At 63.9% G+C, this 20,354-nt stretch carries 19 protein-coding genes and 1 pseudogene; 7 read left to right on the top strand and 13 right to left on the bottom strand.

Annotated features, from left to right (window positions below; all coding sequences use genetic code 11):
- Positions 1 to 414 (top strand): dihydrofolate reductase family protein (locus ACS5Q7_RS13120; RefSeq protein ID WP_478339744.1); only part of this gene is annotated, 414 nt, incomplete at its 5' end.
- 562 nt (positions 415 to 976) lie between these two features.
- Here ACS5Q7_RS13120 and ACS5Q7_RS13115 read toward each other — a convergent pair.
- The 4 genes from ACS5Q7_RS13115 to ACS5Q7_RS13100 form a co-directional block, all read right to left on the bottom strand.
- Entirely contained in the window at positions 977 to 1,489 is a 513-nt protein-coding gene (locus ACS5Q7_RS13115; protein WP_478339743.1) for a potassium channel family protein, read from the bottom strand.
- A 40-nt stretch (positions 1,490 to 1,529) separates the two neighbouring features.
- Positions 1,530 to 1,712, bottom strand: a complete 183-nt coding sequence (locus ACS5Q7_RS13110) for a hypothetical protein (protein ID WP_478339742.1) — start codon at positions 1,710 to 1,712, stop codon at positions 1,530 to 1,532.
- Between the two features lie 55 nt (positions 1,713 to 1,767).
- Positions 1,768 to 2,289 (bottom strand): hypothetical protein, encoded by a 522-nt coding sequence (locus tag ACS5Q7_RS13105; protein ID WP_478339741.1) that lies wholly within the window; start codon positions 2,287 to 2,289, stop codon positions 1,768 to 1,770.
- 340 nt (positions 2,290 to 2,629) lie between these two features.
- Positions 2,630 to 3,547, bottom strand: a complete 918-nt coding sequence (locus ACS5Q7_RS13100) for a hypothetical protein (RefSeq protein WP_478339740.1) — start codon at positions 3,545 to 3,547, stop codon at positions 2,630 to 2,632.
- A gap of 688 nt (positions 3,548 to 4,235) precedes the next feature.
- Between ACS5Q7_RS13100 and ACS5Q7_RS13095 the strand changes: the two are divergent.
- Positions 4,236 to 4,542, top strand: a pseudogene (locus tag ACS5Q7_RS13095) (integrase core domain-containing protein); the annotation flags it as partial.
- Positions 4,543 to 5,026: 484 nt separating this feature from the next.
- Here the strand turns inward: ACS5Q7_RS13095 and ACS5Q7_RS13090 are convergent.
- The 9 genes from ACS5Q7_RS13090 to urtA form a co-directional block, all read right to left on the bottom strand.
- The gene (locus tag ACS5Q7_RS13090; protein WP_478339739.1) at positions 5,027 to 6,076 is read right to left on the bottom strand and encodes an aliphatic amidase; all 1,050 of its coding nucleotides are present in this window, start codon (positions 6,074 to 6,076) and stop codon (positions 5,027 to 5,029) included.
- Between the two features lie 45 nt (positions 6,077 to 6,121).
- The gene (locus ACS5Q7_RS13085) at positions 6,122 to 6,439 is read right to left on the bottom strand and encodes an FmdB family zinc ribbon protein (protein ID WP_478339738.1); all 318 of its coding nucleotides are present in this window, start codon (positions 6,437 to 6,439) and stop codon (positions 6,122 to 6,124) included.
- Between the two features lie 124 nt (positions 6,440 to 6,563).
- Positions 6,564 to 7,793, bottom strand: a complete 1,230-nt coding sequence (gene fmdA / locus ACS5Q7_RS13080; RefSeq protein WP_478339737.1) for a formamidase — start codon at positions 7,791 to 7,793, stop codon at positions 6,564 to 6,566.
- 62 nt (positions 7,794 to 7,855) lie between these two features.
- Positions 7,856 to 8,875 (bottom strand): alpha/beta fold hydrolase, encoded by a 1,020-nt coding sequence (locus ACS5Q7_RS13075; RefSeq protein WP_478339736.1) that lies wholly within the window; start codon positions 8,873 to 8,875, stop codon positions 7,856 to 7,858.
- A gap of 9 nt (positions 8,876 to 8,884) precedes the next feature.
- The gene (gene urtE / locus ACS5Q7_RS13070; protein WP_478339735.1) at positions 8,885 to 9,649 is read right to left on the bottom strand and encodes an urea ABC transporter ATP-binding subunit UrtE; all 765 of its coding nucleotides are present in this window, start codon (positions 9,647 to 9,649) and stop codon (positions 8,885 to 8,887) included.
- Positions 9,650 to 9,651: 2 nt separating this feature from the next.
- Positions 9,652 to 10,437 (bottom strand): urea ABC transporter ATP-binding protein UrtD, encoded by a 786-nt coding sequence (gene urtD, locus ACS5Q7_RS13065; RefSeq protein ID WP_478339734.1) that lies wholly within the window; start codon positions 10,435 to 10,437, stop codon positions 9,652 to 9,654.
- A gap of 8 nt (positions 10,438 to 10,445) precedes the next feature.
- Complete coding sequence (gene urtC, locus ACS5Q7_RS13060) at positions 10,446 to 11,618, bottom strand: urea ABC transporter permease subunit UrtC (protein ID WP_478339733.1); 1,173 nt, start codon at positions 11,616 to 11,618, stop codon at positions 10,446 to 10,448.
- A 13-nt stretch (positions 11,619 to 11,631) separates the two neighbouring features.
- The gene (gene urtB / locus ACS5Q7_RS13055) at positions 11,632 to 12,558 is read right to left on the bottom strand and encodes an urea ABC transporter permease subunit UrtB (RefSeq protein ID WP_478339732.1); all 927 of its coding nucleotides are present in this window, start codon (positions 12,556 to 12,558) and stop codon (positions 11,632 to 11,634) included.
- Between the two features lie 87 nt (positions 12,559 to 12,645).
- Positions 12,646 to 13,914 (bottom strand): urea ABC transporter substrate-binding protein, encoded by a 1,269-nt coding sequence (gene urtA / locus ACS5Q7_RS13050; RefSeq protein WP_478339731.1) that lies wholly within the window; start codon positions 13,912 to 13,914, stop codon positions 12,646 to 12,648.
- 275 nt (positions 13,915 to 14,189) lie between these two features.
- Between urtA and ACS5Q7_RS13045 the strand changes: the two genes are divergently transcribed.
- The 5 genes from ACS5Q7_RS13045 (at position 14,190) to ACS5Q7_RS13025 (ending at position 20,321) form a co-directional block, all read left to right on the top strand.
- Positions 14,190 to 17,582 carry an ATP-binding protein gene (locus ACS5Q7_RS13045; protein WP_478339730.1) on the top strand — a complete coding sequence of 1,131 codons (3,393 nt, stop codon included), beginning with the start codon at positions 14,190 to 14,192 and terminating at the stop codon, positions 17,580 to 17,582.
- Complete coding sequence (locus ACS5Q7_RS13040) at positions 17,575 to 18,486, top strand: response regulator (RefSeq protein ID WP_478339729.1); 912 nt, start codon at positions 17,575 to 17,577, stop codon at positions 18,484 to 18,486. The genes ACS5Q7_RS13045 and ACS5Q7_RS13040 overlap by 8 nt, the downstream gene beginning before the upstream one ends.
- Positions 18,487 to 19,123: 637 nt before the next feature.
- Positions 19,124 to 19,366 carry a hypothetical protein gene (locus ACS5Q7_RS13035; protein WP_478339728.1) on the top strand — a complete coding sequence of 81 codons (243 nt, stop codon included), beginning with the start codon at positions 19,124 to 19,126 and terminating at the stop codon, positions 19,364 to 19,366.
- A gap of 148 nt (positions 19,367 to 19,514) precedes the next feature.
- Positions 19,515 to 19,772 carry a hypothetical protein gene (locus tag ACS5Q7_RS13030; protein ID WP_478339727.1) on the top strand — a complete coding sequence of 86 codons (258 nt, stop codon included), beginning with the start codon at positions 19,515 to 19,517 and terminating at the stop codon, positions 19,770 to 19,772.
- A gap of 234 nt (positions 19,773 to 20,006) precedes the next feature.
- On the top strand, positions 20,007 to 20,321 hold the full coding sequence (locus ACS5Q7_RS13025; protein ID WP_478339726.1) for a hypothetical protein: 315 nt from the start codon (positions 20,007 to 20,009) through the stop codon (positions 20,319 to 20,321).
- Positions 20,322 to 20,354: the final 33 nt, after the last annotated feature.

The raw sequence follows: 20,354 nt of genomic DNA, 5'->3' as shown, positions 1-20,354 counted from the left end.
GCGGTGCGCAAGCACGTCGTGACTTCGTCTGATCAAACCCTCGGCTGGAGCAACAGCTATCGGCTCGGGGACGAGCCTGTCGCAGCGGTCACCCGCCTGAAGGAGAGCGCCGGCCCGGATCTTTTCATCCAGGGAAGCAGCAAACTCTATCCAGCCCTGCTACCGGCGGGCCTCGTCGACCGGCTCGTTCTGATCACCTTTCCGCTGATACTCGGCCGCGGCAAGCGATGGTACGCGGACGACCCATCGACGGCCCGTACTTGGGTGCTGATCGAGCAGGCTCTATCGCCGAAGGGTGTTCAGCTTGCAGTCTATGAACGGGCCGGCGCGGTTCAGACCGGCAGCTTCGCCACGAAACCAGCCAGCCAGGAGGAACGCGCACTGCGCGAACGCCAAAGGACCGGTCGTTGGTAGGATGAAGGGTAATGGCCGGGAGCCGCCGGTCGGCCTCAGAGATTGCCCTTCGGAAAAGCGGACATCCGTTTCCGACCCAACCCGGTCGCCGGAAGCGCTGTCGGCGTTCCCCCGAAGCGGACGTTCGTCAGCCGTCCGGCAACTTCAGCTTGGGGTGGTGAGCAGCCTTTCGCACTGTGGCCGAAACCGGACGTTCGAGACAGAAACGGTTGGTCCGGTTTGAGTGCGCATTTCTAGACCGGCAGTCGCGGCTGCTTTGGACCGTGAGCGGTTTGTGAAATGACATCGGCCCTGAGGTACGCTGAAAGTGAGGTGAGAGGCTTCTAGCTCGCCTACTGCCGGCAGCGGAAGTCACGTTATGCGAAGAAGCGCTTTCGGTTGAGCTGTAATAACCGGACCTACAGACGCCACAATCTCGAACGTTCAACCGCTCACAGTCTCAATCGCTCAAAGTAAGAAAGGGCCTCATTACCGGCCCTCTGACGGCTGCGCCGGCATTCACTTGCTATGATATTTCGAGCGCAAGGATGGCCGAGGCATGAAGAAGGAAGCTGAAGTGCAATCAACCGCCGCTGGCGCGTGTGCCGGGCTTGAACAGCTTTTGGATCGCGGACAAAAGCAAGCCTAAGATCACGAACCCGCATAAAGCCTCTGATGCGGAAATTGCTTTGCCGACCCGTCCTATCGCATGACAATCGCCGTAACCGACCGTCGTCAGCGTGATCACCGACAGATAAATGGCGTCAAACAGATCGCCCGAAGTGCAATTGTCGCCTACAATGCCACTCCAGTCATAGAGGTAAGCAAACAATAGGATTATAAGCATCAGATTAACTAGAGAAAAGACAATGATTAGCCACATCGGTCTATTGGCCTTCGGCATCTCACGGTCGAAGGAGAGCATGAATGTTGCAAACACCACGAAAGAGACAATTAGCATGAACGCTGTGGCTAACAGATAGAGAGCATCCGGATTTATAAAAAATATACCGATGACAACCGCAACTTCAAAAGTAAGCACTAGCAGGCCGTTCCTGGTCATCGAACCACGAACGATATCAGTACTATCGGCCATCACTCGCCTCAGGAACGAATGCTTCGACTAAATATAGTGTCTACTTCTCAGCTGTCTTATCTTCTCTAATTTCATCCAGGATACGATCGTTTTTCACCTCATCCTGACGGGCCCGATCTAGGGACTGGTCCAGATGCTTCTCAGCAGCTGCCGCCTCGCCCTTCAGAAAATCGATCATCGCCTTGACGCTGAAGGTTTTATTATGATGGGGGGCGTGAGGCATGGCGTTGCGGCTCAGTCCAACCAGGCTGCGAAAGTTTCTATTTTATGCCCGGATGCTAGCCTAAGGCCGGACGCTTTTGTTTTAGCAACCGCGTAATTTCATCGGTCTTTTCTCTATTCGATTGATTGATCCGCTCAAGATCTTCCGACTTGCCTTTGATCCGCTGAAACGTCTTAGCCAACTCAGTCAGCTCTCTCTCAAGATCATAATCGGCATCTTTTTCATCTGCCATATGAGGTCCATCGCCATGGGATCGCTCAGGATTGAATGTCGAATAATCAAGAAACCCCGGCAATTCAGCCTGATTTAGCTCAAGTAAGAACTTGCCATCCACTGTCTGATGCACCTTTGCGCGGTTCACCAATGCAAGCAATTGGATGACGTTGAAAGCCGCACGACCGACCCCTGCTTCAGCCAATCGATATGGATTGAAAACAAAACTAGAGTCGACCCCATATTCGCGCATCAGGGTATATACAATCTTTAATTCGCTCTGGGTAAACTGAGCAATACCCTGCAATCGATGGTCAATTTCGCGCAATCCGTCTGGCGAGGGGTAGGTATCCTGTGCGCTCATTGAATATGCTACCGTTCGAATGAATCGCCATGACCCGCGAGGACGGGTCATGCCCACCTTATCCCTCCGATTGGACGTTGCAAGAACGCCAATAGGTGAGCGTCAACGTGCCCACTGTGATGTGGTTCGCCCGCATCAGCGCAGGAGCGCGGCCGGCGCCATGAGGTTAGAGGTGGTGGCCTCGTCACAAGCCTGGGCTCGAATAGCAAAGTGCCGCGGCCGCCGACAACGATCGAAGCCACACGCACTGCAGGCAGCATCCTATCGCCGCTTGAATTCTCAAGAGCGGAGAGCGTTCCGTACGGCTTATGATCCAACAGAGCAGCGCTCACTCCGCGGGCTAAGGCACCAACGGCAAACTCGGCAGGGCTGTCCTGATATTGGCACCTACATAGAAGCCGATCTGCGACGCCAGATCCGCGGTGGTTATTGCCGCCGACGGCGTCGCAGGCTGCCCCTTCTTCGCAGGCTTTTGACTTGGACCAAACGTGATTAGCAGATCATGCGTTCTGGTGCGATTGGCGCTTAGAAATGGAGCGCTGCCCTGATTGGCCGTCAGTCGGACCAGCTTGAGCGAAGGAGTAAGGTTTCCGGAGGTAATGGCAATGAATTTTACCTCGTATGAGAGAATGTCTTGCTTGAAGGCGGTGTCGGTGTTGGGCGTGAGCGGCGTTGATATATAGTCATTTTCGACAGTAAGAGCGTTTTGTAACCATTGATCAATACCGAGGTTGCTTTCAAGAAGAAAGGAGCTTCCCCGATTGCGCAAATTGGTGCATCGATCATTCTCCGGATCAATTTTCTTGCTGAGTAACGATATCATATAGAAGGATTGAAATTTATCTATCCTTGTTGCCTGGGAAGACAGAGTTGCGCCGCCTCCTAGGGAGAATGACTGCGCATGCTGCAATGGGCCGATCCAGGTGGTGCTGGGGCTTGCGGCTCCGGTCTCATCGACTTGAAGGTTTAACGTGACCTGGACGCCCCAATCCAGCGGAAGCGCAGGTACCTCCTTGTTGTGCCTGTAGACCTTGACCCTTGGCTCCGGTCCGGTCGTATCCGTCGCGCGAACGACGGCTTGCTTTAACTCGCAATAGACTTGCTGTTTGATTTTGTCCTCAAGCACGCCGCTCGCATCTAGAATTCCATCAGGCTGGTCATAAAACTCCGCGACGGAAGGTACGTAGGTGCCGCATCCTTCCAGCGTCAGAAGCAACAACGCGGTACCGACCGACATATATGGGCGGACCTTGCTCATCCGACGCCCCTTTTTCGTCCTGCGGGCTATTTGAAGTTCCTTAGGGAGAGGGTTTTCTTTTTTCCATCAACGATGATGGTCACAAACCCCGTAGATGAGCATATCGGCTCGCATCCATGCCCTTTATCCAATCCAAAACATGCAACGTGATCGCCGCAATCCTTGTCGCATCCCTTTGGAAGCGGCGGCGATTTGCATTTATCAGCATGCGCCGCCGCACCGTGCCCGATAAAAATCAGGGAGGTCAGAGCAATGAGCATTCGACGGCGCATAAAATATCCCTCTTCATAGAAATGAGGGTTGATCTACATCGCAGCAACTGTGAAGACTCAGGGTAATCTGTCAAGAGGGACGGACAGGATGCTTGTGATTAGTGGCAATCAGGCAACATCGGCCCGTGATCTCACGTCATGCGAGTTGCACGCCGCACACTACTTAAGGGTCATGGGGGGCTCCCGTTCGCAGCCGTATAGAACGCGGCCGATATATCGAGCAGCGACTTCTCCCGGCCTGTAGCCCCGCACCCTGAAATTTGTTCCCATGCGGCCGTCTGGCGGGATTGTTTACTAAGGAGCCAGGCATGAGGGCGATCGTTGCGGCTAGCTTGATGCTGCTGCTGGGGGCGAGTGCATCGATGGCGCAGCCGGTCCCCGCCCCTGATCTGTGCCCGCTCGGATCAGAGCATACGGGCATGATCCGCTCTGACAATGGGCCTGAGTTCATCGCTCGATTTGTCCGAGGCTGGGTCGCGGCAGTTGGCTAGCAGATCGCCTACGAAGCTGCGAGGCGAACTCCTCAACGGCGAGGTGTTCTACACCCTCAAGGAGGCCAGCGTCGTGATCGAGTATTGGCGAAGGCACTCCAACAGCATCCGACCGCACTCGTCGCTCGGCTACCAGCCACCTGCGCCGGGGGTCGTCCTCTGGCCACCGGAACTCAGCGGATCAATGCCGTCCGCTCGCCCCGCCATCGTCACACGACCGACGATGCACTAACTTCGAACATGGGCTAGCGAATGGGAGCAGGCCAGGCTCGGGAGCTGGCGCAATTGCAAATCAAGCTGACTCGTTTTGCGTATGTTCCAGGCGAATGATAGCCACCGGTCTACTTTGGGTATCTGCTTGAACCAATTAAAATCGACTTCATCAAGCAGACCAGCAATAACAGACCGGCAAGCCAGAGGCCACGAAGCGGACATTGTGAGGGTCTGCAGCGGGTCGGGAGCGGGCGTGGATACGATGTCCGCTCCTATGGATCGCCATCCCAGAAGCGGACCGGCGGAAAACCACCCAACCTAGCCATTCCGAGGCGCCTGCCGATGCGACGGAAATTGGCCGAAAGCGGCTAGTCCGCTCTCGGCATCAAACGCCACGGATGCAGACATCCGCTGCAGTAGGTGCCGTTCCAAGAACGAAAGCGAAGAAGCCGCGAAGGCGTCATGCAACATAAGGCTCGCTGAGGCTCGGCAGGCCCGATAGGTCAGGGATGAGGCGGCCCTTCGCCCTTACCAACGAAGGGGATACCCTTTATCGGACATTCGTCGGTCCCGACGCTCTGTCGCGTGATAGCCCGCACAGCATCACGGGTTCCGTCGGGATCCTCGATCCAGCGCCGGTAGAAGTCGTAGGGACAGTCCGACATCCCGTGCCGGTTCTCCTTCGAGTTGATCATGCCCGTATAGCCGCGGTGCAGGAGCTTGAAGAGGTGGTTCTCCGACTGACCGTGGGCGCGGAAGTCCCGGATCAGGAACTTGGAGAGGGCCGCGTACTGGATGCCCATCTCCTCCTCGCCGCACTCGCCGAGCGTCCGGCCGTCGAAGCCGATGATCGCCGAGTGGCCGAAATAGGTGTAGACGCCGTCGAACCCGGCGGCGTTCGAGACCGCGACGTAGACGTTGTTGGCGAAGGCCATCGCCTTCGAGATGACGACCTGCTGCTCCTTAGCCGGGTACATGTAGCCCTGGCAGCGGATGATCAGTTCGGCGCCCCGCATGGCGCAGTCTCGCCAGATCTCCGGATAGTTGCCGTCGTCGCAGATGATCAGGCTGATCTTCAGGCCTTTGGGACCGTCCGACACGTAGGTGCGATCGCCTGGATACCAGCCCTCGATCGGGGTCCAGGGCATGATCTTGCGGTACTTCTGGACGATCTCGCCCTGGTCGTTCATCAGGATCAGGGTGTTGTAGGGCGCCTTGTTGGGGTGCTCCTCGTGACGCTCGCCGGTAAGCGAGAACACGCCCCAGACCTTGGCCTCCCGGCAAGCGGCGGCGAACACCTCGGTCTCCGCGCCCGGGACCGTCGAGGCGGTCTCGTACATCTCGGCGGCGTCGTACATGATGCCGTGGGTCGAGTATTCCGGGAAAATCACGAGGTCGAGGCCGGGCAGGCCGGACTTCATGCCGACGATCATCCTGCCGATCGCCTTGGCGTTCTCCAGCACCTCCGCACGGGTGTGCAGGCGCGGCATCTTGTAGTTCACGACGGCGACGCCGACGCTGTCCTGACTGGACGAGATGTCTCCGTGCATCATGGCGTGATATCCTCCTGACCGTGATTGTCCCCGGATGCGCGCGGCTCAGTGGCTGATCATCCAGGGCCGTGCCTTCGGGAAGCTCTTGGCAGCGGCCGGGGCCGCGGTCGTTTTCTTGGGCGAGCAGCAGCCGCAGCCGGCCCCGTGACTGCCCGAGCGCCGCGGCGCGTGGCGGCTGCGCTCGTTGGTGGCGTGGGCGGCCTTCAGGGCCGGATCCATGCCGGCGAGGCGCGGCGCCGTTAGGAAGGCGCGTGGGCTCGTCCCGCCGCAATCCGGGCAGGCATGCGGATCGCGGAACTCGGCCATCGGCCGCATCACCGTAAAGGGACCGCAGGCCTCGCAGGCGTAGTCGTAGACGGGCATGGGGTGCTTCCAGAAGGCTGCCGGATTGCGGTTTGTCAGTCGATGCGTGAGTCCCCTCTCACGCACGGGAGAGGGGACAGGTCGCGTCCAGTTTGACCGAGGTGACCACCGGACGACGGGCCAATTACAGATCCGGCGACAGCGGCATCTGGATCGAGCCGTCGAGGAACTTCATCGGTCCCTCGGCGCCGGGGTTGATGTCGAACTCGAAGATCTTGGTCGGTATCCAGAGCGTCGCGCAGGCGTTCGGGATGTCGACGACGCCCGAGATGTGGCCCTGGACCGGCGCGGTGCCGAGGATCGAGTAGGCCTGCGCGCCGGAGTAGCCGAACTTCTTCAGATACTCGATCGCGTTCAGGCAGGCCTGCCGGTAGGCGATATGGACGTCGAGGTAGTGCTGGCCGCCGTGTTCGTCGACCGAGATGCCCTCGAAGATCAGGTGATCGTCGTATTTCGGCGTGATTGGCGACGGCTTGAAGATCGGGTTCTTGATTCCGTACTTGGCCATGCCGTCCTTGATCAGCTCGACCTTGAGATGCACCCAGCCAGCCATCTCGATGGCGCCGCAGAAGGTGATCTCGCCGTCGCCCTGGCTAAAATGCAGGTCGCCCATCGAGAGGCCGGCGCCGGGCACGTAGACCGGGAAGTAGATCTTCGAGCCGCGCGACAGATCTTTGATGTCGCAATTGCCGCCGTGCTCCCGGGGCGGGACGGTGCGGGCCCCCGTGGCGGCCGCCGCGCTCTTCCCGTCGCCCTTGAGCCGGCCCATATGGGCGGTCGGGCCGAAGGGCAGCGTGGCGAGGGCCGGGACGCGCTCAGGATTGGTGTCGTAGAGCGCCTTCTCGCGGGTGTTCCAGGTTTCCAGCATCTTGGGATCGGGCAGGCAGCCGATCAGGCCGGGATGGATCAGGCCGGGGAAGCGCACGCCCGGGACGTGGCGCGACTTGGTGAACAGCCCCTCGAAGTCCCAGATCGACTTCTGGGCCTGCGGGAAGTGCTCGTCGAGGAAGCCGCCGCCGTTCTTCTTCGAGAAGAAGCCGTTGAAGCCCCACTGGCTCTCGGGCTTGGCGCCGATGTCGAGCAGGTCGACCACCAGCAGGTCGCCGGGCTCGGCACCCTCGACGCCGATGGGCCCCGAGAGGAAGTGCACGATCGACAGGTCGATGTCGCGCACGTCGTCGGCGGAATCGTTGTTCTTGATGAAGCCGCCGGTCCAGTCGTAGGTCTCGACGATGAAGTCCGCGCCCGGCTTCACGTAGGCGACCATCGGGATGTCGGGGTGCCAGCGGTTGTGCACCATGTCGTTGTCGTAGGCCGATTGCGTGAGATCGACCTTGATCAGCGTCTCGGGCATCTCGTGTCTCCAGCTCCCTGAAACTCCGGGGCAGGCCCCGTCCGCGCGCCGCTGCGCGTCTCTCACCCACTCGCGAGCAGCTCCTTGAGCGCGTCGTCGAGGACCTTGATGTCGTCCGGGCTGGTGCCGGGCCCGCCCGCGAAATGGCCCCACCACGTGTCGATCACGCGCAGCTCCGCGTTCGGCATGGCGGCCGCCTCGATGGCGTTGTCCTCGGGCGGGAAATACAGGTCGGTCGAGGCGGGCATCAGGATCGCCTTGGCGCGGATGGCGCCGAGCGCGGCCTTAAAGTCGCCCTTGAAGGTGTCGTTGGCGCTGATGTCGCCGTGCTGCCACGTCCAAAGCATGGCGAGCAGGTTGTTGGCGTCGCGTTTGTAGAACAGGCCTTCCCAGAACCCGATCAGGAAGTCCTCGAGGGAGGCGTAGCCCATATGGGTGATGTCGGCTTCCAGCCGGTAGAACGTCTGCGACAGGCCCCAGCCGGCATAGACCCGGCCGAAGGCGCGCAGGCCCCGGGTCGGCGGGCTCGTGTACCAGCCCTCCGCCCAGGCGGCGTCGGCCTGGAGTGCCGCCTTGGCGCCCTCGAGGAACACGTAATTGTGCCGGGAGCACTTGGCCGAGCCCTGAAACGGCAGGATCTTCGGCACCATGTCGGGGTACATCGACGCCCAATGGTAGGTCTGGAGCGCGCCCATCGACCAGCCGGTGACCAGAACCAGTTTGTCGATGCCGAAATGCTCGGTGACCAGGCGGTGCTGGGCGCGGACGTTGTCGTAGGCGGTGACGTTGGGGAAGCGCGGCCCGTTCCAGGGGGCGGGCGTGTTGCTCGGCGAGGACGAGAGCCCGTTACCGAACATGTTCGGGATGATGATGAAGTACTTGTCCGGGTCGAGCGCCTTGCCGGGGCCGATCAGCCATTCGTTCTCGGTGTGCTGGCCCGAGTACCAGGTCGGGTAGACGATGGCGTTGTCCTTGACCGGGCTCAGCGTCCCGAAGGTCTTGAAGGCGAGCTTGGCCGCGCGAAGCGTCTTGCCGCACTGGAGGACGAAGTCGCCGAGTTCGAAGATCTCGTGATCGGCCATGCTGTGCCCCTAGACCGACAGGAACCGGGCGACGGCGGCCTCGTCGATCCCGTCGCGCGGGGCCTCGTGGACGATGGACCCGTTCTCCATGACGATCACCCGGTCGGCGACGTCGAGCGCGAAGCTCAGGACCTGCTCGGACACCACGATGGAGAGGCCGCGCGCGTCGCGGATCCTTTTGAGAGTCCGGCCCATCTCGCGGATGATCGAGGGCTGGATGCCCTCGGTGGGCTCGTCGAGTAGCAGCACCTTCGGCCGGCTCGCCAACGCCCGGGCGATGGCGAGTTGCTGCTGCTGCCCGCCCGAGAGGTTGCCGCCGCGCCGTCCCTTCATCTCCAGCAGGACCGGGAACATGTCGTAGAGGTCCTGCGGCACCTTGCGGGTGCCGGTGACCGTCAGCCCGGTCTCGATGTTCTCCTGCACCGTCATGGTCGAGAAGATCATGCGGCCCTGCGGCACGTAGGCGAGGCCCCTGGCGACCCGGGCGTGGCTCTTCAGCCCGGCCACGTCCGCGCCCTCGACCTGGATCGAACCGGCCTTGACGGGCACAAGGCCCATCAGGGTCTTCATCAGCGTGGTCTTGCCCATGCCGTTGCGGCCCATCACGGCGACGATCTCGCCCGGCGCCACCGAGAAGGTCAGCCCGTGCAGGACCTCGCTCTGGCCGTAGGCGGCGTGCAGGTCGTCGACGGCAAGCGCCGGCGTGGCGCCCGGGATCGTGGCGAGCGGGGTCGCCTGGATTCTAAAAGGATGCGCGGTCTGAAGAGACGCCATCGTCAATGTCCCAGATACACTTCGATGACCTTCGGGTCGTTCTTGACCCGCTCCATCGAACCTTCGGACAGCACCTTGCCCTGGTGCAGGACGGTGACCCGGTGGGCGATGTCCTCGACGAACTTCATGTCGTGCTCGATCACCAGCACCGAGCGGCCCTTGATGATCTGGTTGAGGAGCTCGGCGGTCTTGATCCGCTCGCCGATGCTCATGCCGGCCACCGGCTCGTCGAGCATCAGCAGTTCCGGGTCCTGGATCAGCAGCATGCCGATCTCCAGCCACTGCTTCTGACCGTGGCTCAGGAACTCGGCCCGCTCCTTGAGCTGGTCCTTCAGAAAGATCGTCTCGGCGATGGCGTGGATGCGGTCGCGGACCTCCGCGTCCCGCTTGAACGTGAGGGCGCCGAAGACCGAGCGGCCGCGGGGGAACGAGATCTCAAGATTCTCGAACACCGTCAGGTCGTCGTAGATCGACGGCGTCTGGAACTTGCGGCCGACGCCGGCCTGAACGATGGCGCTCTCGGAGAGCTTGGTCAGCTCCTGGCCCTTGTACTTAATCGAGCCGGCGCTGGCCTTGGTGCGACCGCAGATCAGGTCGAGGACCGTGGTCTTGCCGGCGCCGTTCGGGCCGATGATCACCCGGATCTCGTCGGGTTCGACGTAGAACGACACGTCGTTGACCGCCTTGAACCCGTCGAAGGAGACGGTCAGCGCCTCGACGGCGAGAAGATGATCGGGCGGGGCGGCCTCGGCGCCGACCACGGGGGAGGAGAGGATCGCGGCGTTCATTCAGGTCCTCACTCGGCCGGTGCGCCGTGGGGCGGGACGATGGCGGGCGGCGGGGCGCGCAGGCCCTTCACCCGTCGCGTGACGCGCGGCTCGATCTGCTCGCGCCAGATTCCGGCGAGGCCGTTCGGGAAGGCCAGCACCACGGTGATGAACAGCGCGCCGAGGCCGAACAGCCAGAGATCCGGGAAGCTCTCGGAGAAGCTAGTCTTGGCCCAGTTGACCAAGAGCGTCCCCCAGACCGCGCCGAACAGCGACAGCCGCCCGCCGACCGCGGCGTAGATCACCATCTCGATCGAGGGGACGATGCCCACGAAGGAGGGCGACATGAAGCCGACCTGCAGGGTAAACATCGCGCCGCCGATCGCCGCGAGTCCGGCGGCGAAGCAGAAGGCGAAGACCTTGAACCCCGCGACCGAGTAGCCGGAGAAGCGGACCCGGTCCTCCTTGTCGCGCATGGCGACGAGGATGCGGCCGAGCTTCGATGTCTTCACGTACTGTGCTGCCAGGATGCAGGCGATCAGCAGGCCGCCGTTGACGAAGTACAGGATGGTCTTCGCGCTGTCGGTGCGGATGTCCCAGCCGTGGAGGGTGCGCAGGTCGGTGATGCCGTTGATGCCGCCGGTGTAGCCCTGCTGGCCGACGATCAGGATGGTCAGGATTGCGGCGATGGCCTGGGTGATGATGGCGAAGTAGGTGCCGCCGACCCGGCGCTTGAACATCGCGAAGGAGATCAGCATCGCGAACAGGACCGGGACCGCGATCACCAGGATCAGCGTCAGCGGCAGGCTCTTGAACGGCTGCCAGAACCAGGGGATAGCGGTGATCTGGTTCCAGTCCATGAAGTCTGGGATGCCCGGCGTCGACTGGATCTTCGTGTTCGCGATGCTCGAAGCCTCCAGCTTCAAGTACATCGCCATGCAGTAGCCGCCGAGACCGAAGAACACGCCCTGGCCGAGGGACAGGATGCCCGCGTAGCCCCAGCAGATCACCAGCCCGAGGGCGACGAACGCGTAGGTGAGATACTTGCCGACGAGGTTGAGGCGGAAGCCGTCGAGCACCAGCGGCAGGACGACCAGGATCACCCCGGCGAGCAGGAGCAGGCTGAGCCACTCCACCGGCTTCATGAATGGGTTGTCGTTGACGGTGACCGACTTGGTGAGGGTCTGGACCGGGTTCGTCATTGGGAAAACATCCTCAGCGCCGGACCTTGAGGGTGAAGAGGCCCTGGGGCCTCAGCATCAGGATGCCGACCACCGCGAGCAGGGTGATCACCTTGGCCATCGAGCCGGAGAGGAAGAATTCCAGGGTCGACTGGGTCTGCGAGATCGAGAAGGCCGACGCGATGGTACCGAGCAGGCTCGCGGCGCCGCCGAACACGACGATCAGGAAGGTGTCGACGATGTAGAGCTGGCCCGAGGTCGGCCCGGTGGAGCCGATCATTGTGAAGGCCGAGCCGGCGATTCCGGCGATGCCGCAGCCGAGGCCGAACGTGTAGCGGTCGACCTTCTCAGTATCGATGCCTACCGCCCCCGCCATGGCGCGGTTCGCCATCACGGCGCGGACCTGCTGGCCGAAGCGCGAGCGGTAGATCAGCAGCGCGACGCTGACCGTGATCAGGATGGTGACGGCCATGACGAACAGGCCGTTGATCGGGATTTCGATCGTGTCGGTGACCTGCACCGAGCCGATCAGCCAGGACGGCAGCTCGACGCCGACCTCGCGGGCGCCGAAGATCGACCGGTAGGCCTGCTGGAGGATCAGCGACAGGCCCCAGGTGGCGAGGAGCGTATCGAGCGGGCGCTTGTAGAGGAACCGGATCAGGCCCCATTCCACCAGCATGCCCAAGGCCCCGGAGGCGAGGAACGCTAGCCCCATCGCGATGAAGAAGTAGAACGGGAACAGCGCCGGCAGGTAGGTTTGGAAGAAGGTCGAGCAGAGATAGGTGACGTAGGCGCCGAGGATCATGAACTCCCCGTGGGCCATGTTGATCACGCCCATCTGGCCGAAGATGATCGCGAGCCCGAGCGCCATCAGCAGGTAGACGGAGAACAGGATCAGGCCGGCGAAGCCCTGCATAGCGAAGATCGCGCCGAGGTCGCCGAGGGAGTAATCGCCGAGCATGTCTTTCGGCCTTCCGCGATGGAGAATGCTTGATCGAAGCCCGCGCCGCTCTCCCTCCCCTTTTGCGGGGGAGGGAGAGCGGCGCGATTACTGGTACCCCTTCGGGAACGGGTCCGGTTTGATCAGCTCCGGGCTCGTGTAGACGATCTCGAACTGGCCATCGGGCTTGGCCTTGCCCACCCGGGTCTTCGACCAGAGGTGATGATTCTCGTCGATCCGGACGTAGCCCTCCGGCGCGCCCTTGAACTCGAGGCCCGGCGAGGCCGCCACCACCTTGTCGACGTCGAACGAGCCGGCCTTCTCGCAGGCCATCTTCCACAGGAACGGCCCGAGATAGGCCGCCTGCGTCACGTCGCCGATGACGGTCTTCTCGCCCCACATCTTCTTGAAGGCCGAGACGAAGGCTTTGTTGTTCTCGTTTTCGATCGACTGGAAGTACTTCATGCAGGCATAGGCCCCGGCGATGTTCTCGCCGCCGATGCCGTCGATCTCGTCCTCGGTGACCGAGATCGTCATCAGCACCTGCTTCGACAGGTCGATCCCCGCCGCCTTGAGCTGCTTGTAGAACGCCACGTTCGAGCCACCGACCACGTCAGCGAAGATCACCTTCGGCTTGGTAAGCTTGATCTTGTTGATGACCGAGTTGAACTGGGTGTGGCCGAGCGGGAAGTATTCCTCGCCGACGACCTTGCCCTTGAGCACGTTCTCGACGTGCTTGCGGGCGATCTTGTTGGAGGTGCGCGGCCAGATGTAGTCGGAGCCGATGAAGTAGAAGCTGTCGCCACCCTTCTCCTTGTGGACCCAGTCGAGGCCGGCGAGGATCTGCTGCGTGGCCTCCTGGCCGGTGTAGAAGACGTTCTTCGACTGCTCCAGGCCCTCGTAGAAGGTTGGGTAGTAGAGCAGGCCGTTATACTGCTCGAAGACCGGCAGCACCGCCTTGCGCGATGCCGAGGTCCAGCAGCCCATCACGGCCGCGCAATGGTCGTTGACCAGGAGCTTCTTGGCCTTCTCAGCGAAGGTCGGCCAGTCGGAGGCGCCGTCCTCCTGGATGATCTTGATCTTGCGGCCGAGCACGCCGCCGGCATCGTTGATCTGCTGGATCGCGAGTTTCTCCGCTTCCTGCGCACCCGTCTCCGAGATCGCCATGGTGCCGGTGATCGAGTGCAGGATGCCGATCGTCACCTCGCTGTCGGTGACGGCCAAGCCGGTTGCGTTGACCGCGGAGGTCGCGGGCGCGGCCCAGACCGTCCGCGGCATCAACGCCAACGCCGGGGCGCCGGCCAGCCCCATCAGCAGCTTGCGCCGCAACGGGGAGCGCAAGCCGTGATCCGCGCCCTTGTCGGTGTCGTCTGCCATCTGCCTGACCCTGTTCCCGTCCGGGGCCTTTGAGGGGCGGCCGCGGATCGACGGGAGCAGGCTAGGTCGCACGCCGCGGTGCAGCATATACGCTGTTTTGCGTATGGCCGGGCTCTTGCCTCTGCGGCACCGTCGATCTGACTCGTTCAGGAACCGATGACGCTCGGAGTCGCGTATTCACGCCGCGTAAGGGCTCTTTGTGCTGCGCGTTGCACGTCACGCGCGGTTGTGGGCGCTTGCCTTGGCGGCAAAGGCCGGGTTCGGATCGGCAGCCGATGAGCGCCCCGCAGCGCATCATCCCGATCCGGCGCGACTACAATCGCCTCGTCGCTGACGAGACGCTCGAGGATTACGCGCTCCGCTTCACGGCCAAGAAGGCCCGGCGCTGGTCCGGCTTCGAGGTCGCCCAGACGGCGCTCGGCTCGATCTCGTTTCTGGCGCTGGAGGCGATCGGCGGCACGCTCGTCCTCACCGCGGGCTTCGTTAACGCGCTGGCGGCCATCCTCGTCGTCGGCCTGATCATCTTCGCCACCGCCGTGCCGATCACCACCTATGCCGCGCGCTACGGCGTCGACATGGATCTGCTCACCCGCGGGGCCGGCTTCGGCTATCTCGGCTCGACGGTGACGTCGCTGATCTACGCGAGCTTCACCTTCCTGTTCTTCGCCATCGAGGCGGCGATCATGGCGCTGGCGCTGCAACTCTGCCTCGGGTTGCCGCTCTGGATCGGGTATCTCGTCTGCGCGAGCGCGGTGATCCCGCTCGTGGCCTACGGCATCCGCCTGATCAGCCGGCTTCAGATCTGGACGCAGCCGCTCTGGCTCGCCCTGGGAATGCTGCCCCTCGTCTGCATCGCCGTCCAGGATCCCGCTGCGCTGCAGGCTCTGACCGCGTTCCCCGGTCTCGACGGGCGCGGCGACGGCTTCGACCTCGCGCGGTTCGGCACCGCCACCGGCGTGCTGCTGGCGCTGCTGGCGCAGGTCGGCGAGCAGGTGGATTTCCTGCGCTTCGTGCCCGAGCGGGCTTCCGCGCGCGACCGGGCGTGGTGGCTGGCCGTGCTGGCGGGCGGCGCCGGCTGGATCCTGCCCGGCATGGTCAAAATCCTCCTCGGGGCCGGGCTCGCGGTCCTCGCCCTCGCGCACGGCGTCCCGCCCGACGCGGCCGCCGAACCGACCCAGATGTACCGCGTCGCCTTCGGCTACGTGACGGGCGGGAACGGCCAAGCGGCGCTGCTGCTGATGGGGGCCTTCGTCCTCGTCTCGCAGCTCAAGATCAACCTGACCAATGCCTATGCCGGCTCGATCGCGTGGTCGAACTTCTTCTCGCGCCTCACGCACAGCCATCCGGGCCGGGTCGTCTGGCTCGTCTTCAACGTCGCCATCGCCGTGCTGCTGATGCTGCTCGGCATCGACAAGACGATCGAGAGCACCCTTCCGCTCTATGCCTGCGTCGTCTCGGCCTGGGTCGGGGCGCTCGCGGCCGATCTCGCCGTCAACAAGCCCCTCGGGCTGTCACCGCCGGGCATCGAGTTCAAGCGGGCGCATCTCTACGCGGTCAACCCGGTCGGCACCGGGGCAATGCTGCTCGCCCTGGCGGCGGGCTGCTTGCTGCACCTCGGTCTCGGGGGGGCGACACCGCAGGCCTTCGCCCCGATGCTGACGCTCGCCACCGCGTTCTGCGCGGCTCCTGCCCTGGCCTGGGCGACCCGGGGGCGCTGGTATCTCGCCCGGACACCGCGCACCGATTGGGGCGTGGACGAGATCACCTGCCGGGTCTGCGAGCTGCCCTTCGAGGGCGAGGACATGGCCTATTGCCCGGCCTACGACGCGCCGATCTGCTCGCTCTGCTGCTCCCTGGATGCGCGCTGCGGCGACCTCTGCAAGCCGCACGGCCGGCTGGAGGTCCAGGCCCAGCAGACCCTCGGTCACATCCTACCACGCCGCACGGCCGCCTGGATCGGTGCGCCGCTCGGACGCTATCTCGCGGTGATGCTGACGCTGTGCACGGTGATCGGCCTGATTCTCGGCGTCGTGCATGCGGGTGCGAGCCTCGCCCATCCGGACCATCGCGAGGTGCTGCGCGCGGCGCTGACCAGCGTCTTCTTCATCCTCGTCGTCATCCTCGGGATCGTCGCCTGGCTGTTCGTGCTCGCGCAGGAAAGCCGGCGGGTCGCCCAGGCCGAGACGCGGCGCCAGACCGCCCTTTACGAGGCCGAGATCGCGGCGCACAAGGTGACCGACGCCAAGCTCCAGGAGGCCAAGGAGCGTGCCGAGGCCGCCAATCAGGCCAAGAGCCGCTACGTCGTCGGCCTCAGCCACGAATTGCGAACACCGCTCTCCAGCGTGCTCGGTTACGCCCAGCTGCTCGAGACGGACCCGACGATCCCCACGGCGCGCCTCAACGGCATTCGGGTCATCCGGCGCAGCGCTCAGCACCTCTCGGGCCTGATCGACGGGCTCCTCGACATCTCGCGGATGGAGGCGGGCCGCCTGCAGATCAACCGCGACGAGATCCGGCTCGCGGACTTCCTCGACCAACTCGCCGACATGGTCCGGCTCCAGGCGCGCGAGGCCGGGCTCGACTTCTGCTTCTCGCGGCCCGAGATCCTACCGCAGGTCGTCGCCACCGACGAGAAGCGCCTCCGGCAGGTGCTGCTCAACCTGCTCTCGAATGCCATCAAGTTCACCCCGCGCGGGACGGTCTCGCTCGATCTGAGCTACCGCAGCCAGGTCGCGGTCTTCACGATCCGCGATACAGGCCCCGGCATCCCGGAGGCGGACCGCGCCCGGATCTTCGAGCCGTTCGAGCGCGGCTCGACGCCGGCGGCCCGCAGTACGCCCGGGACCGGCCTCGGGCTCACCATCGCCAGCCTGCTGGCGCAACTCCTTGGCGGCGAGATCACCCTGACGGCCGCATCGGGCGGCGGGACGCAGGCACGCCTGCGCCTGATGCTGGCCGCGGTGACGCAGCCCGCCCTCGCGCTCGCATCCGCCACGCCCGTGTCCCGCCCGGAGCCCAGCTATGCGGGCCCGCGCAGGACCGTGCTCGTGGTCGACGACGACACCGCGCACCGCACCCTGATGCGCGCCATCCTGGAGCCGCGGGGGCTCACGGTGCGCGAGGCCTCGACGGGACCGGCCTGCCTCGCGGCGGTCGCGGAGACGACGGGGCCGGACGGCATCGACCTGATCTTCCTCGACATCGCGATGCCGGGCCTGAGCGGCTGGGACGTGGCGGCGACGTTGCGCGCCCGGGGCTATGCCGGGCCGATCGCGATGATGTCCGCCAACGTCCACGACCTCGGCCCCCTGCGGGGCGACAGCCCGCCCCATGACGCGATCCTGACCAAGCCGTTCGACCTGCGCGACGTGCTGGACCGAACCGGTGCGCTGTTGCGCCTGGACTGGACGGAGGCGCCGGGGCTGTCCCCTCCGGCTGCAAAGCCCGGGCATCGGCCCGCATCGGGCCGCCCCAGCGCCGACCAGATCGGCGAACTGCTGCGGCTCGGCCGGATCGGGCACATCCGGGGCATCGAGGCGAAGCTCGCCGCGATGGAGCACAACGCGGGCGTTCCACAGGCCTTCGTCGTGCAGATGCGCGGCCTGATCGCCGGATACGACCTGCGCCGCTACCTCACGGTCCTGCAGGAGCTCGCCGGCGATGACTGAGGCCGGCCGAGACGTGATCCTCGTCGTCGACGACTCGCCCGAGACCCTGAGCTTCCTGACGGAGGCGATCGAGCGCTCGGGCGCGACGGTGCTGATCGCGGTGGCGGGCGATCTCGCCCTCGCCCTCGTCGATGAGGTCACCCCCGACGTGATCCTGCTCGATGCGATGATGCCCGGCCTCGACGGCTTCGAGACCTGCCGCCGCCTCAAGGCGAAGCCGCACCTCGCCAGCGTCCCGGTGATCTTCATGACCGGCCTCAGCGAGACTGAGCACATTGTCCGAGGCCTCGACGCCGGGGGCGTCGATTACGTGACGAAGCCGATCGTCCCCGACGAACTCCTGGCCCGCATCCGCACCCATCTCGCCGGGGCGCGTTCCACCCGCAGCGCCCGCACGGCTTTGGACGCGATGGGCCGGACCCTGCTGGCGGTTTCGGCGAACGGACGGGTTCTATGGTGTACGCCGCAGGCAGGGCAGGTCATCGCCGCCCTGGCTCCGACGCGCGACGGTGTGCTGTCCCTGCCGCCCGAGGCTGTCGCTTGGCTGCGGTCCTGTCTCGCCGGGACGGCGGCCGGCTCCATGGCTCTGAAGGAGTCGAGTGGACCTCCGCACACGCTCACGTTCGTCGGCGGCACGGCCGAAGAGATGCTGCTGCGCCTATCTCAGGACGATCCGGCCCTAAGTCTCGCCCGGTTGCGGACGAGCCTGCCCATCACCGCCCGTGAGGCGGAGGTGCTGTTCTGGCTGTCTCGAGGCAAGTCTAGCCGGGATATCGGGGAAATTCTGGGCCTTAGTCACCGGACCGTAACCAAGCATCTCGAAGCCATCTATGCTAAGCTTGGGGTTGAGAACAGAACTGCGGCCTCCATAATCGCCAATCGTTATTTGCAAGGCGGCAGTTGAAATTCTTCTTTGCGCCGAGAAAGACCACGGATCCGCTCGAGAGCGATCCGCTTCAAGAGTGCCGCATGCCCGGGTTTCCTCCGTCGGATGACGTGGCTGTTCGCAATAGTTCTGCTCTGCATCCGGCCTCGGCTGATCACGGTTGGAAGGCGTGAGCGACGCCGCGACGAACCGCGGTCCGGAGGCTGCTGACCTCCACCTCGTCCCGCGGCGCTGGCACCGCAACACGCGGTCGTGGCGGAAGAACAGCGTGCGGCTGCAGCACGCTGGACGGTCGACGTCGGCTTTCGGAAGCGGCTTCCGCTGACTTGAACGGCCGCTATGGGCGCATCGCAGAATGTCCGGTTTCTTGTGTCGCGTTGCGGCTTAATCCGGGCTCCCATTGACCTCGACACGCCGAGGTAGCAGAGGAGCCGTTCAAATTATCGCGCCACATCAATGACATACGTGTTCGCAGTTTTATCCTGACTGGCGCGCCACCCATCTCACTAACGTCGACACATCTCAGGCTCTCCGCGTGAGGGCTGCGGAAGCGGTGTGCGTCTTGTCCTGGGTCGATGCGGTCGGATGCCGCCTGCGCTAAGGTCGGCCGGCCGGTGGGACCGGCAGCATGGCCTTTCAGAGGATGAGTCGCACGATGCCAATCAAGGCACTCAACGAGCGGAAGAAGCTGTCAGGCGACTTCAACGAGGCCAATGATGCCTTCATCGACGCCGTGCTCGGTGCCCTCCAATCCGGAGAGATCCCGCTCGATCTGGCCCGCGCCTATCTCGCTCATCCGGTCGCGATGATGCACGCGGACGGTGCACAGGCCGTGGCGGATTACTTCGAGCGCATCCTCTCGCAGCGGCCGAACATCGATTGGACGCCGGGGGATTGAGCCTCATCCGGGGCATCGACGTCGGGCTTCCCGTGGGGGGCGAGCCCGATGCCGCCATGGAACAGGACATGAGACAGGATCCGTGTGAGCGCGCCGCTCGTTGGCTCTGGCTCGTGCCCGGCCCGAGCGAAGGCGTGAGGAGACCGCCATGTCGCCCAAGCTTACCAAGACGATCATCGGAGCCGTCGTCGCCGTCGCCCTCGCGGCGGCCGTCTCCTATGGCTTGATCAGCCAGCAGACCGCCGACCAGCTCCAGACCCAGGCGAACCAAACCCTTCAGACCGACTCGCCATCGAACGGGTCGGTCCAGCAGCCGCAACCGCCGACCCCGCCGCAGAACGCCGTGCCCCAGGCACCGGCGCAGCCCGGCTCGTCACCGCAGCCTCCCGCCCCCGCTCCGCGATGAGGGCGTGAACCGCCGCCGATGGCCCGGGACGCCGCTGCAAAGGCCGGCCCCTGGCTCGCGTGGGCCGAACGGTCGCTGTGTCGGCCCCCTGCAACGACCGGTGCTCGAACGTGCCGCGGATACGAAGACCCGGACGGTGCGTTTCGAGCCATAGGTCGGCGAAGTCCCATCGTTCAGGAGGAACACGTGCTCAGGCGAGTAGTACTCGGATTCGCTCTTTGCTGTGGTGTGTTCGTGCAAGCGCCGGAACCCGCCGAAGCAGCCAATTTCGGCATGGTTGCCGGGCTGACCAGGCTGGCGGACACGAGCATGGTCGAAGTGCGCTATCACAGACGGTATCGGCGCCATCATCGGCACTGGCATCACCGCCATCATCGTCACCGGCATCATCACTGGCGCCGCCATCACCATCGGCATCATTGGCACCATCACCGCCATGATCACCATCTGCACTTCACGGCCCGGCCCCCGGTGCACGAAGCCGCGCGTCGGCGGGAGCCGACGCTGGGCAGGCCCGTCCGGCCGATCGCCCAGCCGAAGTTCTACTGACCCCGCAGAGCCGGTAGCTCACGACCATCGGGT

This window comes from Methylobacterium sp. Gmos3, assembly GCF_056430985.1.
Note: the sequence above shows the minus strand (reverse complement) of the source record. Positions and strands in the feature narration are given on the sequence as shown.